Origin of the sequence: Modestobacter sp. DSM 44400, assembly GCF_900107175.1 — a bacterium.
Classification (GTDB): domain Bacteria; phylum Actinomycetota; class Actinomycetes; order Mycobacteriales; family Geodermatophilaceae; genus Modestobacter.
This window is the reverse complement of the sequence record NZ_FNOZ01000046.1, coordinates 13,574-33,147: the sequence shown is the minus strand read 5'-3', so window position 1 is coordinate 33,147 and position 19,574 is coordinate 13,574. Positions and strand designations below refer to the sequence as shown.

The following is a 19,574-nucleotide window of genomic DNA, read 5'->3' as shown; positions in this document are numbered from 1 at the left end:
TGACCCCACCAACAAGCTGATAGGCCGCGGGCCCATCCCCAGCCGATGAATCTTTCCACCACCAGACCATGCGGTCAGCGGTCACATCCGGTATTAGCACCAATTTCTTGGAGTTATCCCAGAGCTGAGGGCAGGTTGCCCACGTATTACTCACCCGTTCGCCGCTAGGGCACCACCCCGAAGAGTGGGCCTCGCTCGACTTGCATGTGTTAAGCACGCCGCCAGCGTTCGTCCTGAGCCAGGATCAAACTCTCCGTAGATGATTTGATCGCAGCTGAGACCGAGAGTTGGCACTCTCGTTCAATCAACCAAAGGAACCCACCGAATCCAAAAGACCCGGATAGGGATTTGTTACTTGGCACTGACTTTCGGCACGCTGTTGAGTTCTCAAGGAGCGGACGCGCGGCGAACCGGACCTCTACAGGTCGTCGTCTCCGGCGGACTTGTTACACGTTACGCCGTGCACGGCTCGCTGTCACACCCGGAGGTCTGACCTTGCGGCTCCCGGGCCTTTCGACCCAGTCTCGCTCGGCGCAAAGAGGAAGTTACGCGGGTCGACGCATGGCGTCAAACCGTCCGAGGGTCCAGCGCCACGCATCCGGGGTCGCTGGGCACCGCAGGAGCATGAAAGCCCAGGTCAGCGCGGGCCAGTGCCTACGAACATGCGAGGCAGGTCACGTGTCGAGTACAGGTCCGGCCGCATCAGCAGTCACGCCAGGCCCGTCGGCCCCGTGTCGGTCAGAGCCCCAGCAGGTCAGAGCCCCAGCAGGGTCTCGATGCCGACGGTGAGCCCAGGGCGGTCGGCGATCTCGCGGACTGCCAGCAGGACGCCTGGCATGAAGGAGGCGCGGTCGTAGGAATCGTGCCGGAGGGTGAGGGTCTCCCCCGCCGAGCCCATCAGGACCTCCTGGTGCGCGACCAGGCCGGCCAGCCGGACGGCGTGCACGGGGACGCCCTCGACGTCCGCGCCGCGCGCGCCGGGCAGGGAGTCGGCCTCCCGCGTCGCGTCGGGGGAGGCGGGCACGCCGGCGGCGCGGCGGGCCGCGGCGATGAGCCTGGCGGTGCGGGCGGCCGTTCCCGAGGGGGCGTCGACCTTGGCGGGGTGGTGCAGCTCGACCACCTCGACGGAGCGGAAGAACCGGGCCGCCTCCTGGGCGAAGCGCATCAGCAGGACCGCGCCGATGCCGAAGTTGGGAGCGATCAGCACGCCGAGTTCGGGCTTGGGCGCCAGCCAGGAGGCGATCGTCGCGAGCTTTTCGTCGTCGAACCCCGTCGTGCCCACGACACAGTGGATGTTCTGGTCGATGCAGAAGCGGATGTTGTCCATGACCGAGTCCGGCCGGGTGAAGTCCACGACCACGTGGGCGCCGGCGTCGGCCACGTGGAACAGCCAGTCCCGCTCGTCGACCATCGCGACGAGCTCGAGGTCCTCGGCCGCGTCCACCGCGCGGCACACCTCGGTGCCCATCCGTCCGCGGGCGCCGAGCACCCCCACGGAGATGAGCGGCGCCTCTCCGGTCGGTGTGGCGGGTCGGGGCGGGTCGACGGCCGACGTGCTGGTGGTCATGCGGCGATGCTCACCAACGAGAGGAGCGCGCGCAAGGCGGCGGGCCCGTACGAGGGCACGCTCAGAGAGCGGTCGGCCGCCGGGGACGGGTCGTCAGGGCCCACAGCAGCAGGCCGGCGGCCACCCCGACGACGTCGGCGGCCCAGTCGGCGACCGACGCGTCCCGGCCGACGACGTCCAGCCCCTGCACGACCTCGCTGACGGCCGCATAGCCGACGAGCACCACCGCCAGCACCGTCCGGCCGGCCCCGGCCCACCGGCCGGTGAGGGCGAGCAGCAGGAACAGCCCGAGGTGGACGAGCTTGTCCACCCCGGACGGGCTGCTGGGCACGTCGGAGGGCGGCGCGAACAGCACGGCAAGGGACACCAGTACCGAGACCGCGAAGACCCCGCGGGACAGCGCACCGTGCTGGGCGTTCACCGACGGCATGGAACGGTCAGGCGGTGAGCCGGTCGAGGTCCCGGTCCCGGTACGGACCAACCACGGCCAGGCAGGTGTTCCGCGTGAGCAGGTCGGCGGCGACCGCCCGGACCTGCTCGGGGTCCACGGCGTCCAGCCGGTCCAGGACCTCGCGGACCGGCAGGTACTCCCCGTAGGAGAGCTCGCTCTTGCCCAGCCTGCTCATCCGCGACCCGGTGTCCTCCAGGCTGAGCACCATGCCGCCCTTGAGCTGGCCCCGGCCGCGAGAGACCTCCTCGGCGGTCAGGCCGGTCACGGCGACCGTGGCGAGCTCGGCGCGCACCAGCCGCAGCACCTCGGGCACCCGCTTGGGTGAGCAGCCCGCGTACACGGAGAAGCTCCCGGTCCCGGCGTAGTGGGTCAGCGCGGACCCGACGCTGTAGACCAGGCCGCGCTTCTCCCGGACCTCCTGGAACAGCCGGGAGCTCATGCCACCACCGACCGCCGCGTCGAGCACGGCGGCGGCGTAACGACGCTCGTCCAGCCGGCTCATCCCGATGCTGCCGAGCAGCAGGTGGGTCTGCTCGGTCTTCCGGTGGATCAGCCCGGTCGGCCGGGCCGGCGCGGCGAGGACGGCGCCCTCACCCATCCGCAGCGCCTCCGGCCGCGCGGCGCCGGCCAGCCGCTCGCCGAAGGCCGCGGCGACCAGGTCGAGCACCTGCTGGTGGTCCACCCGGCCGGCCGCGGCCACCACGATGGAGGGGACGGCATAGCGCTGGCGGTACCAGCCGTCGACGTCGTCCCGGCTCAGCGACTCGATCGAGTCGACCGTGCCCAGCACCGACCGGCCGAGCGGGGTGTCGCCGAACAGCGTCTCGGCGTAGAGGTCGTGCACGGCGTCGCTGGGCTCGTCGTCGCGCATGGCGATCTCCTCGAGAACCACCGTCCGCTCGGACTCCAGGTCCGGGGCAGTGTTCAGAGCGTCGGTGACCAGGTCACCGAGCAGCGTCACCGCCAGCGGGAGGTCGCTGGCGAGCACGTTGGCGTAGTAGCAGGTGTGCTCCTTGGCGGTGAAGGCATTCATCTCACCGCCGACGGCGTCCATCGCCGTGGCGATCTCGAGCGCCGTCCGGCTCCGGGTGCCCTTGAAGAGCAGGTGCTCGAGGAAGTGCGACGAGCCGGCCAGGTGCGGCGACTCGTCCCGCGAGCCGACCCCGACCCAGATGCCCAGGGTCGCGGACAGCACCCCCGGCATCGTCTCGGTGAGCACCCGCAGGCCGCCGGGCAGCTCGGTGCGCTCCACCCGGCCGCCGAACTCATCAACGTCCAGGAGCGCCGTAGCGCCGGCCGGGGCCGGGGTGGACGCGACCGCGTCCACCCCGCCCCCGGCCGGCGCGCGGCTGTCGATTCTCGTCACGCCTCCGCGGGGGTGGCGGCGTCGTCGGCCGGAGCGGCCGCGCCGTTGTCGCCCTCGGCCACCGGCGCCAGGCTGATCTTGCCGCGGGCGTCGATGTCGGTGATCTCCACCTGCAGCTTGTCGCCGACGTTGGCGACGTCCTCGACCTTGGCGATCCGCTTGCCGCCGCCGAGCTTGCTGATGTGCACCAAGCCGTCGCGGCCGGGCAGCAGCGAGACGAAGGCGCCGAAGGCGGTGGTCTTGACGACCGTGCCCAGGAACCGCTCGCCGACCTTGGGCAGCGTCGGGTTGGCGATGGCGTTGATCCGGTCCACCGCGGCCTGGGCCGAGGGGCCGTCGGAGGCGCCGACGTAGATCGTGCCGTCGTCCTCGATGGTGATGTCCGCGCCGGTCTCGTCCTGGATGGCGTTGATCATCTGGCCCTTGGGGCCGATGACCGCGCCGATCTTGTCGACCGGGATGCGCACCGTGGTCACCCGGGGGGCGTACGGGCTCATCTCGTCGGGACCGTCGATCGCCTCGAGCATCACGTCGAGGATGTGCAGCCGGGCCGCGCGGGCCTGGGTCAGCGCACCGGCGAGGACGTCGGAGGGGATGCCGTCGAGCTTCGTGTCCAGCTGGAGGGCCGTCACGAAGTCCTTGGTGCCGGCGACCTTGAAGTCCATGTCACCGAACGCGTCCTCCGCACCCAGGATGTCGGTCAAGGCGACGTACTGGGTCTTGCCGTCGACCTCGTCGGAGACCAGGCCCATGGCGATGCCGGCGACCGGGGCGCGCAGCGGAACACCGGCGTTGAGCAGCGCCAGGGTCGAGGCGCAGACCGAGCCCATCGAGGTGGACCCGTTGGAGCTCAGCGCCTCGGAGACCTGACGGATCGCGTAGGGGAACTCCTCGCGATCGGGCAGCACCGGCAGCAGCGCCCGCTCGGCCAGCGCGCCGTGGCCGATCTCGCGGCGCTTGGGCGAGCCCACCCGGCCGGTCTCACCGGTGGAGTACGGCGGGAAGTTGTAGTTGTGCATGTAGCGCTTGCGGTTGTCCGGGCTCAGCGTGTCCAGCTGCTGCTCCATGCGGAGCATGTTCAGCGTGGTGACACCCAAGATCTGGGTCTCGCCGCGCTCGAACAGCGCCGACCCGTGCACCCGCGGCAGGACCTCGACCTCGGCCGACAGCGGCCGGATGTCGGTCAGCCCACGGCCGTCGATGCGGATCTTGTCGCGCAGGATGCGCTGCCGGACGACCTTCTTGGTGACGGCGCGGAAGGCTCCGGAGATCTCCTTCTCGCGGCCCTCGAACTGCCCGGCCAGCGCGGCCTTGACCTCGTCCTTGAGCTCGTCGGTGGCCGCCTCGCGCTCCTGCTTGCCGGCGATGGCCTGGGCCACGGCCAGCTTCTCGGCGGCGTGCGCCTCGACCGCGGCGTAGACGTCGTCCTGGTAGTCCAGGAAGCGGGGGAAGTGCGCCTCGGGCTTGGCGGCGTTGGCGGCCAGCTCGGCCTGCGCCTGGCACAGCGCCTTGATGAAGGGCTTCGCCGCCTCCAGACCCTGGGCGACGACCTCCTCGGTCGGTGCGGTGGCGCCGCCGGCGATCAGCGCGATGGTCTTCTCGGTGGCCTCGGCCTCGACCATCATGATCGCGACGTCGCCGTCGGGCAGGACCCGCCCCGCCACGACCATGTCGAACACGGCGTCGGCGAGCTCGGTGTGGGTCGGGAAGCCGATCCACTGCCCGTTGACCAGGGCCACCCGGGTTCCACCGACCGGACCGGAGAACGGCAGGCCGGACAGCTGGGTGGACGCGGAGGCGGCATTGATCGCCAGCACGTCGTAGAGGTGGTCGGGCTCCAGGCTGAGCACGGTGATGACGACCTGGACCTCGTTGCGCAGGCCCTTGGCGAACGTCGGACGCAGCGGCCGGTCGATCAGCCGGCAGGTGAGGATGGCGTCCTCGGACGGGCGGCCCTCGCGGCGGAAGAACGAGCCGGGGATGCGCCCGGCGGCGTACATGCGCTCCTCGACGTCCACCGTCAGCGGGAAGAAGTCGAACTGCTCCTTGGGCTGACGGCCGGCCGTGGTGGCCGACAGCAGCGTGGTGTCGCCGAGAGTGGCAACGACGGAACCGGCGGCCTGCTTGGCGAGCCGACCGGTCTCGAAGGTGACGGTGCGGGAGCCGAGCGCCCCGTTGTCGATCACCGCGGTGGCGGTGAAGACGCCGTCCTCGGCGTCGAAGTCGGTGGTGTCGGGGCCGGGGGTGCTGGTGGGTGCGGACATCGTGTCCTCTTCCTACGTCGCATACGGCGACGTCCTCTTCGCGGCGGGAACGCCGACCGTCCGGGGCGACCGGTCTTCGATCGAAGCCCTCGGGGGCGCTCTTGCGGGTTCCTGCGTCCAGGCTCGCTGCGTCCCGGGGGCCACTACCGAGGACCGGCCCTGTGCGGGGACGGGCGGCGTGGATCGCCGGTGGCCCGTGCGGCGGGTTGCCGCACGAGAGGGGGGACCGTCCCGGTGTACCCGGAGCGGTCCCCTCGTGGTGCTAGCGGCGCAGGCCGAGCCGCTCGATGAGCGAGCGGTACCGGTTGATGTCGGTCTTGGCCAAGTAGTTCAGCAGCCGACGACGGCGGCCGACCAGCAGGAGCAGGCCCCGCCGGCTGTGGTGGTCGTGCTTGTGCATCTTGAGGTGCTCGGTCAGGTCACTGATCCGTCGGGTCAGCATCGCGACCTGCACCTCAGGGGAACCGGTATCTCCTTCGACCGTCGCGTACTCGGTCATGATCTGCTTCTTCGTCGCGCTCTCGAGCGCCATGGTGCCTCCAGGGCAGGTCACGTGTGGCCCCCGGTCGGTGTCACGGGGGCAGCATGCACACACGTCGGTCTCCCGACGCCAGGCCTCAGGCTACCAGCCGCGACGACATGGCCCGCCGGTCGCGACGAGCAGGGCCCGGAGGGTCCCGCGAGGAACGACGAAACGGCTCAACGCGACCCGGGAACGGCACCTGACTACGGTGCGGCCCGCGAGTGGCGCAGTGTCACGGCATCACAGCCCGAACACGGCCCGGGTCTCGGCGACGTCGCGGGCCATCGCCGTCAGCAGCTCCGGCACCGCGGAGAAGGCCAGCATCGGCCGCAGCCGGGTGGTGAACTCGACGCCGACGTGCTCTCCGTAGAGATCGCCGTCGAAGTCGAGCAGGTGGGCCTCCACGGTGCGCCGGCTGCCGGAGAACGTCGGGTTGCTGCCCACGGAGAGCGCAGCCGGGTGGCTGCTGCGGCTGGCGCCGGTGTGGTCGCGCAGCACCAGGGCACCGGCGTAGACGCCGTCCGCAGGGACAGCGGTGTAGGCCGGGCTCTCCACGTTCGCCGTCGGGTAGCCGAGCTCCCGGCCACGTCGGTCGCCCCGCACCACGATGCCGTCGACCCGGTGCGGCCGGCCCAGCGCCCGCGCCGCCGAGCCCATGTCACCGGCGGCCACGCAGGCACGGATGTAGGTCGAGGAGATGGTGACCGGGTCGTCGGTAATGCCCTCGGCGTCCGGGTCGGGCTCGGCGCTGACGCTGGTGAGGTCGACGCCCTCGACCCCGAAGCCGAACCGCTGCCCCTCGGTAGCCAGGGTGTCGACCGTGCCGGCGGCCTTGTGCCCGTAGGTGAAGTTGCGCCCGACCACGACCTGGGCGGCGTGCAGGTGCTCGACCAGCACGGTGTGGGTGAAGCCGCCCGGGGACAGCCGGCTGAACTCCGGCGTGAACGGCAGCACGCACATGGCGTCCACGCCCAGCTGGGCGACCAGCTCGGCCTTGCGGTCGGCGGTGGTGAGGATCGCCGGGTGCGACCCCGGCCGCACGACCTCGGCCGGGTGCGGGTCGAAGGTGAGCAGCAGGCACGGACGACGCATCGCCCGGGCGCGCGCGAGCGCCGCGCCGATCAGGTGCTGGTGCCCCCGGTGCACGCCGTCGTACATACCGACGGTGACCACGGTGCGTCCCAGGTCGGGAGGAGTGGCCTCCAGCCCGCGCCAGCGCAGCACGCCGCTTCCCTCCCCCGGTCCCGCGGGCTCAGGCGGCGGACGCGACGCGGTGCAGCCAGCCGTGGTCGTCGGCGACGCGGCCGTGCTGGACGTCGAGCAGGGCGGCACGCAGCTGCATGGTGAGCGCACCCGGCTCGCCGGTGCCGACGGTGAAGTCGCCGGTGCGGGCCTTGACCTCGCCGACCGGGGTGATGACCGCCGCCGTGCCGCAGGCGAACGTCTCGGTGATCGAACCGTCGGCCACACCGGACCGCCACTCGTCGACGCTGATCTTCCGCTCGGTGACGGTGTGCCCCCGCTCGCGGGCCACGGTGATCAGCGAGTCGCGGGTGATGCCGGGCAGCAGGGTGCCGGTGAGCTCAGGGGTGACCAGCTCGGCGTCGTCCCCGGAGCCGAGGACGAAGAACAGGTTCATCCCGCCCATCTCCTCGACGTAGCGCTTCTCCAGCGCGTCGAGCCAGACGACCTGGTCACAACCGGCGGCGATGGCCTGCTCCTGGGCCAGCAGGCTCGCGGCGTAGTTGCCGGCGCACTTGACGTCGCCGGTGCCGCCGGGAGCGGCCCGGATGTAGTCCTCGGAGAGGTAGACCGACACCGGGTGGACACCGCGCGGGAAGTACGCACCCGCCGGGCTGGCGATGACGATGAACAGGTACTCGTGTGCCGGGCGGACCCCGAGGAACGGCTCGATGGCCAGCTGGTAGGGCCGGACGTAGAGGGTCTGGTCGGGGCCGGTCGGCACCCAGTCGCGGTCGGCGTCGACCAGGGCGTCGACAGCGGCGAGGAACGAGGCCTCCGGAACCGGCGGCATGGCGAGCCGGGCGGCACTGCGGGCGAAGCGCGCGGCGTTGGTCTCGGGCCGGAAGGTGGCCACCGAACCGTCGGGCTGGGCGTAGGCCTTGAGCCCTTCGAAGATCGACTGGGCGTAGTGCAGTGCGGCCGCGCTGGGATCCATCTGCAGCGGCGCATACGCGGTGATCCGAGGGTCGGTCCAGCCCTGCCCGGCGCGGTACCGGGCGATGAACATCGAGTCGGTGAAGTACCGGCCGAAACCCGGGTCCTCGAGCATCGCGCTGCGCTCGGTGGTGGAGCGACGCGGCACGTCCTCCACGACCAGCGGCACGCCCTCGGCGAAGAACCGGGAGGAGGTACGGCTGTCGGCGAGCGTGTCGGTCATGGCTCCCACCTGGCGAGTGTGTGCGGTGACGGTCGCCCGGCGGCGCGGGCCCGCGGCACCACAGTAGCCCGGCACCCGGGCCGTCAGCCGGGGCCGCCCTCCCGAAAGATCGCTGGTCCACCCGCGGGCTCCTGGCCGACGGCACCCTCGCCGGGCGGCGCCCACGCGGTGTGGGGGGTGTCCGCGCGGTCGGCCGCGTGGACACCCCCCGCACCGCGGGACCCTCCCGCGCAACGGGAACGCCCGGGGACGTCAGCTGCCCTTGGGGGCGGCGGACTCGATGACCTCGTAGCTCCAGAGGTGGTTCTGCGAGCGTTCCGCGGCCGGGGCCAGGGTGTCGCCGCCGCCGTCATGCGCGCGGTCGAAGTCCTGGCTGGACTGCCAGGACCGGTAGTCCTCCTCGCTGCTCCAGCGGGTGTAGACGAGGTAGGAGTCGGTGCCCGCGACCGGGCGCAGCAGCTCGAACCACTCGAAGCCCGGCGTGGCCTCCACGGCTCCTGCGCGGCCCTTGAACCGCTCTTCGAAGCGGGCCCGCTTGTCCTCCGGCATGGTCACGACGTTGATCTTCACGACGCTCATGTCCCGCATCCTGCCCAACTCCCGCACGGGTGACACGGCGAGGTACCTGCCGGGCGGTGGACGACACTGGTCCGGTGATCGAGCCCCCACGCACCGCAGACGTCGGGATCGCCCGGCTCGACGTCGACCGGGCCGCCCGGACCGGCACCCCCGAGGTCGTCTTCGCCGGAGGCAAGAGCCCGGCCGAGACCGTCGCGTGTCTGGCCGGGCTGCTCGACGCCGGTGTGCCGCTGGCCTGGGCCACCCGGGTCGACGGCCCCACCGCGGCGGCGGTGCGCGACCGCTGGCCGGCCGCGCACGTCGACGAGGCCGCCCGGATCGCCTGGGTGGGCGCTCCTCCGGACCCGGTGGGCGAGGTGCTGGTGCTGACCGCCGGCACGTCGGACGGCGCGGTGGCCGCCGAGGTGGCGGCCACGCTGACCGCGAGCGGGGTCGGCTGCCGGCGGGTGGACGACGTCGGGGTGGCCGGGGTGCACCGGGTGCTGGCCGTTGCTCCGGACCTGGCCGCGGCCGACGCGGTGGTCGTGGTCGCCGGCATGGACGGCGCGCTGCCCAGCGTGGTCGCCGGGCTCACCGACCGGCTCGTGGTCGCCGTCCCGACGTCGGTCGGGTACGGCGCGGCCTTCGAGGGACTGGCCGCCCTGCTGACCATGCTCACCGCCTGCGCCCCGGGCGTGCTGGTCGTCAACATCGACAACGGCTTCGGCGCCGGGGTGGCCGCCGCCCGGATCGTCCGGTCCGTGCGGGGCGATCGGGTCGACCGGGGCGATCAGCGGTAGCGGATCGGGTCGGGCACCTCGACGGGACGGGACATGAACACGGCCACCTCCGCGTCGTGCGGCGGCGGTACCGGGAGACGTCGAACCCGGTGATCCGGAAGCCCAGTCGTCGGTAGGCCCGGATGGCCGGGAGGTTCCCCGCCTGTGTCTCCAGCCAGATCTGCCGGGCCCCGTTCGCGACCGCCTCCGCGCGCACCTGGTCCAACAGCCGGCGGCCGAGACCGGCGCCGCGCCTGGACGGCAGGACGTGCAGCTCATCGAGCCGCTGCCGGCCGTTCCGCGGGACGTGGGTGGTGGCTGCGACGGCCACGACGGCCGCACCGGCACGGACGACGAAGAGCCGGTCCCAGTGGGCGGCGCCTGGCCGGCCAGCAGCTCGTCGGCCAGGCTGTACCGCTTGGTGACCGGCGGACCGGCGGCCACCTCCCGGATGCAGAAGCCCGCGTCGGACTCGGCGACCCTGAACACGATGTCGGTGGAAAGGACGCGTCGAACCCGACCAGGACCGACACGTCCTCCGCCGTAAGCCGCTCGACGACATCGACGGTGATCCACTCAGGCGTCGTCACGACACGGTGCTCATCGGTAGCGGACCGGGTCGGGTAGCAGCTCGTTCATCGACCCGGACCGGAAGCCGCGCAGGTCCACCTCCACCCGGCCGAAACCGGCCACCCCGGCCAGCAGCTCCGGCCGGGCCACCAGATCGGCCACCCGGGGCAGGTCGACCTCCACCCGCGCGGTCTGCAGGCCACGGATGGACCCCAGGTCGCGGACCCGCAGGTTGCGCACCAGCAGCCCGGCGGCGGTGAGCGCCGTCCGCAACGCTGCCTCGGCCGCCTCGACCCGGGCCAGCCGCTGCGCGGAGACCGGCACGCCGTAGGCGATCCGGCTGGCCAGGCAGGCGGCGGCCGGCTTGTCGGCCAGCGCCAGGCCCCATTGCCGGGCAGCCTCCCGCACGTCGTCCTTGGTCATGCCGGCGCGGGCGAGCGGCGCCCAAGCCCCGCGCTCGGTCGCCGCCCGGATGCCGGGTCGGAAGCCGACCCGCACGTCATCGGCGTTGGTGCCGGTGACCACGTCCGCGATGCCCAGCTCGGCGGCCAGCGGGGTCAGGACGTCGACGAGCTCGGCCTTGCAGAAGAAGCAGCGGTCACCGGCGTTGGCCACGTAGCCGGCGCGGGACAGCTCGTCGGTGGCCGGCTGCTCGTGCCGGACGCCGAGGGAGCGGGCGAACTCGACGGCGGCCGCCCGCTCGGGCGCAGGCAGGCTCGGGGACACAGCGGTGGCCGCGACCACCCGGTCGGCGCCGAGAGCGTGGACCGCGGCGGCGAGCACCACACCGGAGTCCACGCCGCCGGAGAAGGCGACCACCACGCCCGGGACGGCGGCGAGTTCGTCGTGCAGTACGGCCAGCCGCTCGTCGAGGTCGCTCATGCGGTCCACGGTGCCACCCCGCTCAGCCGGGTGGGAAGCCCACGGACACCCGGGCCACCGGTCCGGCGTCCTCGATGAGCGCCGCCAGTCGGTTCCCCGGACCCACTGCGGCGTGCAGCCCCGGCGCACCGGTGGCCGGTACCCGCTGCCCGTGGCCGAGGGCGACCGCCTCCTCCGCGGTGAGGTCGCGGACCGGGAAGAAGGCGCGTGCCGCGTCGGTCAGCGCGAGGACGCCGGGCCCCGCCCCGGGACCGGCCAGCGCGCCGGCGGCGTCCTCGACCGGGCGGGCGTCGGCGGTGGAGAACGGCCCCGAAGAGGTGCGGCGCAGCGCGGTGAGGTGCCCCCCGACCCCGAGGGCGGCACCGACGTCGCGGGCGATCGCGCGGACGTAGGTGCCGGTGCTGCAGGAGACGGTCACCTCGACGTCGACCAGGTCCGGGGTGGGGCGGCTGACCCGGTGCACGTCGATCCGGTGCACGGTCACCGCGCGGGGGGCCAGCTCGAACTCCTCCCCCGCGCGCACCCGGTCGTAGGACCGCCGGCCATCGACCTTCACCGCGCTGACCGAGGAGGGCACCTGCTGCAACGGCCCCACCTGGCCGGCCAGCGCGGCGCGGACGTCGTCCTCGGTCACGCCAGCCGCCGAGCTGGTGGCGGTGATCTCGCCCTCCCGGTCGTCGGTGACGGTGGTCGAGCCGAGCCGGACGGTCGCCTCGTAGGTCTTGTCCGACCCGCTGAGGTGCCCCAGCAGTCGGGTGGCCGCGCCCACCCCCAGCACCAGCAGGCCGGTGGCCATCGGGTCCAGCGTCCCGGCGTGCCCGACCTTGCGGACCGACAGCACCCTCCGGGCGCGGGCGACGACGTCGTGCGACGTCATGCCGCCGGGCTTGTCGACCAGCAACAGGGCAAACGGAACGTCGGCGTCGGGACGGCGGCTCACGGCACGACCTTGCCAGCCGCCGTCAGCCACCCGTCCCCCGCCACCCGGATTCCGACGGCGACCAGTCGCAGCGCGATGAACACGGTCAGCCCGGACCACACCCCGGCCAGGCCCCAGTCCAGCCATCCCGACAGCAGCGACAACGGCACGAACCCCACCAGCGCCGATCCCAGCGTCACCGTCCGCAGGTAGGCGACGTCGCCGGCGCCCATGAGCACGCCGTCCAGAGCGAAGACGACCCCCGCGAGCGGCTGCATGAGAGCCAGGAACCACCAGACGACCGCGGCCTGCGCCAGCACCGCCGGGTCATCGGTGAACAGCGGCGGCAGCACCGGACGCAGGGCCAGCAGCGCGAGGCCCACCAGCACCCCGGTGCCCAGCCCCCAGGCGCTCACCCGGCGGGCGGTGCGGCGTGCGTCGGCCAGCCGCCCGGCGCCCAGCGCGTGCCCGACGAGGGTCTGCGCAGCGATGGCGTAGGCGTCGAGCACCAGGGCCAGGAACAGCCACAGCTGGAGGGCGACCTGGTGGGCGGCCAGCTCCGCGGTGCCGGACCGGGCGACGACGGCGGCCGCGGCGGCGAAGGCGAACTGCAGGACGGCGGCGCGCACGAGCAGGTCCCGGCCGAGCACCAACTGGGCGCGCACCGACGCCCACCGGGGGCGCCACGGGATGCCCTGCCGGGTCAGCTCGCGGACGAGGGCCCGGCAGAAGCAGGTGGCCGAGACCGCCTGGCCGGCCAGATTCGCCACCGCCGAGCCGACCAGTCCCAGCCCCGCGGTGTGCACCAGCAGCGGGCACAGCACCAGGCTGACCAGGCTGCCGGCGAGCACGTAGCCGACCGGACGACGGAGTTCCTGGACGCCGCGCAGCCAGCCGTTGCCGGCCAGGGCGACCAGCAGCAGCGGAAGGCCGGGGCTGGCCACCCGCAGCCACTGCTCGGCGGCCTCGGCGACCGGCCCGGCGCCCCCGGCGAGCAGGCGGGTGAGTGGTCCGGCGAGGACCTGGAAGACGAGCGCGAGCAGCACCCCGAGGCCGACCGCCAGCCAGGTGGCCTGCACACCCTCGGCGACCGCCCCGGCCCGGTCGCCGGCGCCCGCCCGGCGGGCGGCGCGGGCGGTGGTCCCGTAGGCGAGGAAGTTCAGCAACGCGGCGACGTAGGCGAGCAGGCCGCCGCCCACGGCGAGGCCCCCGAGAGCGACAGTGCCCAGGTTGCCGACCACGGCGGTGTCGACGAGCAGGTACAGCGGCTCGGCGGCCAGCACGACGAGCGCCGGCGCCGCCAGCGCGGGGATGGACCGCTCGCGCGGGAGGGCGGGAGCAGTGCTCAGTGCTCGACCCCCGCGGCCAGTTCGGAGCGCAGCCGCGCCACCGTGGTCTGGAGGTCGGCGAACGAGCTGTACCCGGCAGCCGCGCGGTGCCCGCCACCGCCGAGCGCGATGGCCACCCCGGCCACGTCGGTGGCCCCGCGGGAGCGCATAGACACCACCCAGCTCCCGTCGTCCTGGCCCTTGACCACGCAGGCCACGTCGGCCTCCTCCGTGGCGCGGACGACGTCGACCAGCGCCTCCAGCTGGTCGCCGGGCAGGCCGCACTCACGCGCTTCGGCGGTGCTGGCCCACGTCCACACCAGTCCCGCGCCGACGTCCGGCTCGAGCTCGGCCCGGCCGGTCACCAGGGACAGCAGCCGCAGCCAGCCGAACGGCGCGGTGTCGAACAGCCGCTGGCTGATCGCGGCGTGGTCGATGCCGGTGCGCAGCAGCCGGGCGGCCAGCTCGTGGGTGCCCGGCGCGGTGTTGCCGAAGCGGAACGAGCCGGTGTCGGCGGCCAGGCCGGCGTACAGACAGGTCGCGAGCTGGGTGTCCCACTCGACCTCCAGCCCGTCGAGCAGCTCCGCGACCAGCACTACCGTGGCCGGAGCGTCGGGGACCACCAGCTGCACCGAGCCGAAGCCGGGGTTGCTGGCGTGGTGGTCGATGACCACCGACGTGCCCGCGCTGTCCAGCAGCCCCGCCAGCTCGCCGAGCCGGCCGGGCGAGGAGGCGTCCAGGCTGACGAAGACGTCGGGGGCGGCCGGCACCTCGGTCGAGGGCACCAGGCTCGCCGCGCCGGGCAGCCAGGAGAGCGACGCGGGCAGCCGGAACGGCCCGGGGAAGGTCGCGCACACCTGGGCGCCACGCCGGCGCAAGCCCTCGGCGAGCGCCAGGACGCTGCCCAGCGCGTCGGCGTCGGGCTGCACGTGCCCGGACAGCACCACGGTCGCCCCGGTGGCCGCGGCGGTGGCGAGCACCTCGATGGCAGCCGCGGCCGGTGCCTCCGGCGCTGCGGTCACCGTCAGTCCGAGTCGGCGGCCGCGGACCCGGCGCCGGCGGAGGTGCCGTCGCCCGGTCCGGGGCCGGCCACCGGTGCGGCGTTGGGCTCCTCGGTGACGGAACCGCCGCCGACCGGGATGGCCGGGCCACCGTCATCGGGCTCGTCGGCCGCGATGCTGCCGGTCTCGCCGATCTCGCCACGCTTGCCACCCACGGTCGGGTCGCCGTCCGCCGGCTCCTGGCGACCGCCGAGGGTGGACTCGCCCCGGTGTTCGTCGGGCGCGTACGGGTCCGGATCGACGGCTTCTGTCACGGTGCGCTCCTGGTCTGCTGGGGCTGCGGGGCGGTGTCGAGCCCGTTTCGGACGTCGTCCGGGACGGCGTCGTCCCCGGCTGCCCCGTCCTCGTCCGGGTCGTCCGGGTTGGCGTCGAGATCGTCGTCGGTGTCCTCGACCGGGCGCCGGTAGGGGTCGGCCTCGCCGGCGTACTCCGCGCCTTCGCGGGCGCGAGCCAGTTCGGCGTCGGCGTGCCGGACGCGCTCCAGCGCCTCCTCGAGCTCCCGTGCGGTGTCCGGGACGATGTCGGCGATGAAGGCCAGCGTCGGCACGAACTTGATGCCGGTCTGCTTGCCCACCGTCGAGCGCAGGACGCCGGTGGCGCTGGCCAGTGCCCGGGCGGAGTCCTCGATCTGCGTCTCGTCCCCGTAGACGGTGTAGAACACCGTGGCCTCGCGCAGGTCGCTGGTCACGCGGGCGTCGGTGATCGTCACCATGCCCAGCCGTGGGTCCTTGATCTGCATCTCGATGGTGGCGGAGACGATCTGACGGATGCGCACCGCCAGGCGGCGTGCCCGGGCCGAATCGGCCATCGGAGGGGCCTCCTCGTTCGTCAGCGCCGGCGTCCGGGCGGACGCAGACGGCGGGTGGACGGCGCTGGCCGGAGCTCCCTGGTCTGGAGCCCCGGCCCGCGGCCCCGTCCCGGGTCCCGCCCCGAGCTTGCGAGGGGTGGGGAGGACGGGGTCCTTCAACATTCGTCGGAGTCGGACAGCAGCTGCCGGTGCGTCGACAACAGCGTCACCTCCGGCCGCTCGGCCAGCAACCGCTCGCACGCGTCGAGCACGTCGGTGACCTGGGCCGCGTCGGCTGCCACGGTGGCGACCCCGACCTGCGCACGGCGGTGCAGGTCCTGGTCACCGACCTCGGCGGCCGCCACGGCGAAGCGCTTCCGCAACTCAGCCACGATCGGCCGAACGGCGGCGCGCTTCTCCTTGAGCGAGTGGACGTCGCCCAGCAGCAGGTCGGCGGTCAGCGACCCGGTGAACACCGGCTCACTCCTCCCTGCCACCGGGCGGAGCCGGTTCCGCACCGAGCGGTGCGGAACCGGCTCCCGGCCCCCTTGCAGGGCCCCGCCACGAGGCTGCGAGTGGTGGGGGGCAAGGGGGTCCTTCCGTTATTCGCGCGGCTTCTCCCGCAGCTCGAAGGTCTGGATGACGTCCTCGGGCTTGATGTCGTTGAACGACCCCAGTCCGATGCCGCACTCGTAACCCTCGCGGACCTCGGTCGCGTCGTCCTTGAACCGGCGGAGGGACTCCACCGTCAGGTTGTCGGCGACCACGGCACCGTCACGGATCAACCGCGCCTTGGAGTTGCGCACGATCGTGCCGCTGCGGACCAGCGAACCGGCGACGTTGCCGATCTTCGGCACCCGGAAGACCTCGCGGACCTCCGCCGTGCCGAGCTGGACCTCTTCGTAGACCGGCTTGAGCATCCCCTTGAGGGCGGCCTCGATCTCCTCGATGGCCTGGTAGATGACCGTGTAGTACCGGACGTCCACCCCTTCACGGGCAGCCAGCTCGGTGGCCTGACCCTCGGCCCGGACGTTGAAGCCCAGGACGATGACGTCGTCGGCCAGCGCCAGGTCGATGTCGCTCTTGGTGATGCCACCGACGCCGCGGTGGATGACCCGCAGCGCGATGTCGTCGCTCACCTCGATCTTCATCAGCGCCTCTTCGAGCGCCTCGACGGTGCCTGAGTTGTCGCCCTTGATGATCAGGTTGAGCTGACGGGTCTCGCGCAGCGCAGCGTCGAGGTCCTCCAGGCTGATCCGCTTCCGCATGGTGGCGTTCTGCGCGTTGCGGATGCGGGCCTGGCGGCGATCGGCGATCTGCCGGGCGATGCGGTCCTCCTCGACGACGAGGAAGGTGTCACCGGCCCGCGGCACCGAGGTGAGGCCGACAACCTGCACCGGACGGGCCGGCAGGGCTTCCTTGAGCTTGTTGCCGTGCTCGTCGAGCAGCGACCGGACTCGCCCGTAGGCGTCGCCGGCCACGATCGAGTCGCCCTGGCGCAGGGTGCCGCGCTGGACCAGCACCGTGGCGACGGGGCCGCGGCCCTTGTCCAGCTTGCCCTCGATGACCACGCCCTGCGGGTCCTGCTCGGTGTTCGCGCGCAGGTCCAGCGAGGCGTCCGCGGTCAGCAGGATCGCCGTCAACAGCTCGTCCAGGCCCTGACGGGTGGTCGCCGAGACGTCGACGAACATCGTGTCGCCGCCGTACTCCTCGGCGACCAGGCCGTACTCGGTGAGCTGCTGACGGATCTTGGCGGGGTTGGCCCCCTCCTTGTCGATCTTGTTGACCGCGACCACGATCGGCACCGCGGCGGCCTGGGCGTGGTTGAGCGCCTCGACCGTCTGCGGCATGACGCCGTCGTCGGCGGCCACGACCAGCACCACGATGTCGGTCACCTTGGCGCCACGGGCACGCATCGCGGTGAACGACTCGTGACCCGGGGTGTCGATGAAGGTGATCGGCCGCTCGTTGTGCTCGAGCTCGGTGACGATCTGATAGGCGCCGATGTGCTGGGTGATGCCACCGGCCTCCTTCGCCACCACGTTGGTGTGGCGCAGGGCATCCAGCAGCTTGGTCTTGCCGTGGTCGACGTGACCCATGACGGTCACCACCGGCGGACGGATGTGCCAGTCCTCCTCGTCGCCCTCTTCGTCACCGAAGGTGAGGTCGAAGGTCTCGAGCAGCTCGCGGTCCTCGTCCTCGGGGCTGACCACCTGGATGACCCAGTCGATCTCGGCACCGAGCAGCTGCAGCGTCTCGTCGTTGACCGACTGCGTCGCGGTGACCATCTCGCCCAGGTGGAACAGGGCGGTGACCAGCGCGGCCGGCTGGGCGTTGATCCGCTCGGCCAGGTCGGTCAGCGAGGCACCCCGCGGCAACCGGACGGTCTGCCCGTTGCCACGCGGCAGGCTGACGCCGCCCATGCTGGGCGCCGCCATGGAGTCGAACTCCTGACGCCGCTGCTTCTTGCTCTTGCGCCCACGAACCGGCCCGCGGCCACCCGGACGCCCGAAGGCACCCGCCGTGCCGGCACCGGAACCACCGCGGCCACGACCGCGGCCGCCACCGCCGCCACCGGGGCGGAAGCCGCCAGTCGGAGCACCGCCACCACCACCGGGGCCGCCAGGGCCACCGCCGCCGGGACGGAAGCCGCCGCCGCCGCCACCGGGGGCACCGCCTGGCCGGCCACGGCCGGCCGGGGCGCCGCCGGGACGACCGCCGGGGCCGGACGGACGGCCGGGCATCATGCCCGGGCTCGGTCGCTGCGGCATCATCCCCGGGTTGGGCCGGGGCCCACCCGGACCGGCGGCAGGACGAGGTCCACCGGGGCCGGACGCGGGACGAGGTCCACCGGGCCCGGACGCCGGACGAGGTCCACCGGGCCCGGACGCCGGACGAGATCCACCGGCACCCGGGCCGGGACGGGGACCGCCCTGGCCAGGCGCACCCTGACCGGGAGCGCCCTGACCGGGAGCGCCCTGACCGGGAGCGCCCTGACCGGGAGCGCCCTGACCGGGAGCAACCGGGCGGCCCGGCGCGGCCGGACGCGGGGCACTGCTGAAGGGGTTGTTGCCCGGACGCGGCGCCGGCCGGGGGCCGGGACGCGGACCGGAACCAGCCGGACGCGGAGCACCGGGGGCGGTGCCCCCGGCCGGACGCGGCCCGACCGCACGCGGACCCGGCTGAGCCGGGGCCGCGGGCTGCTGGACAGGCGCGCTGGCCGCCGGCTGCTGCACAACCGGCTGCTGGGCAGCCGGCTCCTGGACGGCGGGGGCCGGTGCCGGGGTGGCCGGACGCGGCCCCGGGCGCGGGCCCGGTGCGGCTGGACGATCGGGCGAGGAAGCCACCGACGGAGTCTCCGGAGCCGCGGGCGCCGCGGCGACCGGCGTCTGGGCGACCGGGGACGGCGCGACCGGAGTCGCGGCGACCGGGGCGGCCGGCTGCGGGACGGGGGCCGACGGCCGGGGACCGGGACGGGGCGCACTGCCGGAACTGCTCCCGCCGGGGTACGCCTCACGGAGCCGCCGGGCCACGGGGGCCTCGACGGTGGAGGACGCGGACTTCACGAACTCGCCCTGCTCCTTGAGCTTGGCGAGCACTGTCTTGCTGTCGATGCCGAGCTCTTTTGCGAGCTCGTGTACGCGGGCCTTGCCTGGCACGGGTCTCCTCTTGGTGAGGCCGGCGGCTGGCCCGCTCGACCCCTAAGTCAGTGGTACATGGTCATCGTGACGACTTCACAGGTGGCTCATCCGAGGACGTCCTGCTCTCGACGTGCGGACCGGCCGGTTGCCGGTCCGACTGTGGTGCTGCCTTCGCCGCTCGTGCGCCCGCCGGGGGCCGGCCCGCTGTGTCGGGAACCGACCTGCGAACGTGGCTCTCGAGCGGACCGGCCTCCAGCGGTGTGCTGCAGCGCAGCGCACGCGGGAAGGCCCGACGCCGGACTGCTGCCTGCAGGCACTCCACGGTGGGGTGCAGGGACGCACCCCGGCCGGGGAGCCGCCGCCGCGGATCGGGGGTCAGCCCCCCGTCGCGGACGACGACACGCAACAGCTCGGTGACCTGAGCGCGCCCCCGGCACCCCACACAGGTGCGGACCGGGATCGACGAGTCGGCCATCG

The 19,574-nt window shown here is 73.3% G+C and carries 19 protein-coding genes, 1 rRNA gene and 1 pseudogene; 1 reads left to right on the top strand and 20 read right to left on the bottom strand.

Annotated features, from left to right (window positions below):
• The 9 genes from BLW04_RS20455 to BLW04_RS20415 all read right to left on the bottom strand — a co-directional run.
• Nucleotides 1-260, bottom strand: a 16S ribosomal RNA gene (locus tag BLW04_RS20455); the annotation flags it as partial.
• Nucleotides 261-754: 494 nt separating this feature from the next.
• Complete coding sequence (dapB, locus tag BLW04_RS20450) at nt 755-1,567, bottom strand: 4-hydroxy-tetrahydrodipicolinate reductase (RefSeq protein WP_217631148.1); 813 nt, start codon at nt 1,565-1,567, stop codon at nt 755-757.
• Nucleotides 1,568-1,628: 61 nt separating this feature from the next.
• The gene (locus tag BLW04_RS20445; RefSeq protein WP_371327809.1) at nt 1,629-1,988 is read right to left on the bottom strand and encodes a VanZ family protein; all 360 of its coding nucleotides are present in this window, start codon (nt 1,986-1,988) and stop codon (nt 1,629-1,631) included.
• Between the two features lie 16 nt (nt 1,989-2,004).
• On the bottom strand, nt 2,005-3,384 hold the full coding sequence (locus tag BLW04_RS20440; protein WP_254781824.1) for a M16 family metallopeptidase: 1,380 nt from the start codon (nt 3,382-3,384) through the stop codon (nt 2,005-2,007).
• The gene (locus BLW04_RS20435; RefSeq protein WP_091546667.1) at nt 3,381-5,648 is read right to left on the bottom strand and encodes a polyribonucleotide nucleotidyltransferase; all 2,268 of its coding nucleotides are present in this window, start codon (nt 5,646-5,648) and stop codon (nt 3,381-3,383) included. Before BLW04_RS20435 ends, BLW04_RS20440 begins: the two co-directional genes overlap by 4 nt.
• 262 nt (nt 5,649-5,910) lie before the next feature.
• Nucleotides 5,911-6,180, bottom strand: a complete 270-nt coding sequence (rpsO, locus tag BLW04_RS20430) for a 30S ribosomal protein S15 (RefSeq protein ID WP_056287976.1) — start codon at nt 6,178-6,180, stop codon at nt 5,911-5,913.
• 231 nt (nt 6,181-6,411) lie between these two features.
• Nucleotides 6,412-7,395 carry a bifunctional riboflavin kinase/FAD synthetase gene (locus tag BLW04_RS20425; protein WP_091546664.1) on the bottom strand — a complete coding sequence of 328 codons (984 nt, stop codon included), beginning with the start codon at nt 7,393-7,395 and terminating at the stop codon, nt 6,412-6,414.
• 28 nt (nt 7,396-7,423) lie between these two features.
• On the bottom strand, nt 7,424-8,572 hold the full coding sequence (locus tag BLW04_RS20420) for a branched-chain amino acid aminotransferase (protein ID WP_091546661.1): 1,149 nt from the start codon (nt 8,570-8,572) through the stop codon (nt 7,424-7,426).
• A gap of 252 nt (nt 8,573-8,824) precedes the next feature.
• The gene (locus tag BLW04_RS20415; protein WP_091546659.1) at nt 8,825-9,151 is read right to left on the bottom strand and encodes an antibiotic biosynthesis monooxygenase family protein; all 327 of its coding nucleotides are present in this window, start codon (nt 9,149-9,151) and stop codon (nt 8,825-8,827) included.
• 74 nt (nt 9,152-9,225) lie between these two features.
• Here BLW04_RS20415 and larB point away from each other — a divergent pair, with 74 nt between their 5' ends.
• Nucleotides 9,226-9,930, top strand: a complete 705-nt coding sequence (gene larB / locus BLW04_RS20410) for a nickel pincer cofactor biosynthesis protein LarB (protein WP_091546657.1) — start codon at nt 9,226-9,228, stop codon at nt 9,928-9,930.
• Here larB and BLW04_RS29800 read toward each other — a convergent pair.
• The 11 genes and pseudogenes from BLW04_RS29800 to BLW04_RS20360 form a co-directional block, all read right to left on the bottom strand.
• Nucleotides 9,836-10,471 carry a GNAT family N-acetyltransferase gene (locus tag BLW04_RS29800; protein WP_091546653.1) on the bottom strand — a complete coding sequence of 212 codons (636 nt, stop codon included), beginning with the start codon at nt 10,469-10,471 and terminating at the stop codon, nt 9,836-9,838. The two genes, larB and BLW04_RS29800, sit on opposite strands and share 95 nt — an antisense overlap.
• A 38-nt stretch (nt 10,472-10,509) precedes the next feature.
• Complete coding sequence (gene larE, locus BLW04_RS20400) at nt 10,510-11,361, bottom strand: ATP-dependent sacrificial sulfur transferase LarE (RefSeq protein WP_091546650.1); 852 nt, start codon at nt 11,359-11,361, stop codon at nt 10,510-10,512.
• A 22-nt stretch (nt 11,362-11,383) separates the two neighbouring features.
• Entirely contained in the window at nt 11,384-12,301 is a 918-nt protein-coding gene (truB, locus tag BLW04_RS20395; protein ID WP_091546647.1) for a tRNA pseudouridine(55) synthase TruB, read from the bottom strand.
• Nucleotides 12,298-13,563: an MATE family efflux transporter gene (locus BLW04_RS20390; RefSeq protein WP_254781823.1), complete on the bottom strand. Its 1,266-nt coding sequence runs from the start codon at nt 13,561-13,563 to the stop codon at nt 12,298-12,300. Before BLW04_RS20390 ends, truB begins: the two co-directional genes overlap by 4 nt.
• Before the next feature lie 62 nt (nt 13,564-13,625).
• The gene (locus tag BLW04_RS20385) at nt 13,626-14,630 is read right to left on the bottom strand and encodes a DHH family phosphoesterase (protein WP_254781822.1); all 1,005 of its coding nucleotides are present in this window, start codon (nt 14,628-14,630) and stop codon (nt 13,626-13,628) included.
• 2 nt (nt 14,631-14,632) lie between these two features.
• On the bottom strand, nt 14,633-14,923 hold the full coding sequence (locus tag BLW04_RS20380; RefSeq protein ID WP_091546641.1) for a hypothetical protein: 291 nt from the start codon (nt 14,921-14,923) through the stop codon (nt 14,633-14,635).
• A complete protein-coding gene (gene rbfA, locus BLW04_RS20375; protein WP_091546636.1) occupies nt 14,920-15,477 on the bottom strand; it encodes a 30S ribosome-binding factor RbfA in 558 nt (185 codons plus the stop codon). The genes BLW04_RS20380 and rbfA overlap by 4 nt, the downstream gene beginning before the upstream one ends.
• 155 nt (nt 15,478-15,632) lie before the next feature.
• Nucleotides 15,633-15,932: a DUF503 domain-containing protein gene (locus BLW04_RS20370; RefSeq protein WP_091546632.1), complete on the bottom strand. Its 300-nt coding sequence runs from the start codon at nt 15,930-15,932 to the stop codon at nt 15,633-15,635.
• Nucleotides 15,933-16,058: 126 nt separating this feature from the next.
• Complete coding sequence (gene infB / locus BLW04_RS28755; RefSeq protein WP_254781825.1) at nt 16,059-17,894, bottom strand: translation initiation factor IF-2; 1,836 nt, start codon at nt 17,892-17,894, stop codon at nt 16,059-16,061.
• 1,080 nt (nt 17,895-18,974) lie between these two features.
• Nucleotides 18,975-19,115: pseudogene (locus BLW04_RS29245) on the bottom strand (translation initiation factor IF-2 N-terminal domain-containing protein); the annotation flags it as partial.
• 61 nt (nt 19,116-19,176) lie between these two features.
• Complete coding sequence (locus tag BLW04_RS20360; protein WP_091546625.1) at nt 19,177-19,572, bottom strand: YlxR family protein; 396 nt, start codon at nt 19,570-19,572, stop codon at nt 19,177-19,179.
• Between the last annotated feature and the right edge of the window lie 2 nt (nt 19,573-19,574).

Bases quoted from the DNA above. Each gene is read 5' to 3' on its own strand.
- infB (WP_254781825.1), bottom strand. From the start codon at position 17,894: ATGGCGGCGCCCAGCATGGGCGGCGTCAGCCTGCCGCGTGGCAACGGG.
- dapB (WP_217631148.1), bottom strand. From the start codon at position 1,567: ATGACCACCAGCACGTCGGCCGTCGACCCGCCCCGACCCGCCACACCG.
- rpsO (WP_056287976.1), bottom strand. From the start codon at position 6,180: ATGGCGCTCGAGAGCGCGACGAAGAAGCAGATCATGACCGAGTACGCG.
- BLW04_RS20420 (WP_091546661.1), bottom strand. From the start codon at position 8,572: ATGACCGACACGCTCGCCGACAGCCGTACCTCCTCCCGGTTCTTCGCC.
- BLW04_RS29800 (WP_091546653.1), bottom strand. From the start codon at position 10,471: ATGTCGTCGAGCGGCTTACGGCGGAGGACGTGTCGGTCCTGGTCGGGT.
- BLW04_RS20415 (WP_091546659.1), bottom strand. From the start codon at position 9,151: ATGAGCGTCGTGAAGATCAACGTCGTGACCATGCCGGAGGACAAGCGG.
- BLW04_RS20435 (WP_091546667.1), bottom strand. From the start codon at position 5,648: ATGTCCGCACCCACCAGCACCCCCGGCCCCGACACCACCGACTTCGAC.
- larE (WP_091546650.1), bottom strand. From the start codon at position 11,361: ATGAGCGACCTCGACGAGCGGCTGGCCGTACTGCACGACGAACTCGCC.
- rbfA (WP_091546636.1), bottom strand. From the start codon at position 15,477: ATGGCCGATTCGGCCCGGGCACGCCGCCTGGCGGTGCGCATCCGTCAG.
- BLW04_RS20360 (WP_091546625.1), bottom strand. From the start codon at position 19,572: ATGGCCGACTCGTCGATCCCGGTCCGCACCTGTGTGGGGTGCCGGGGG.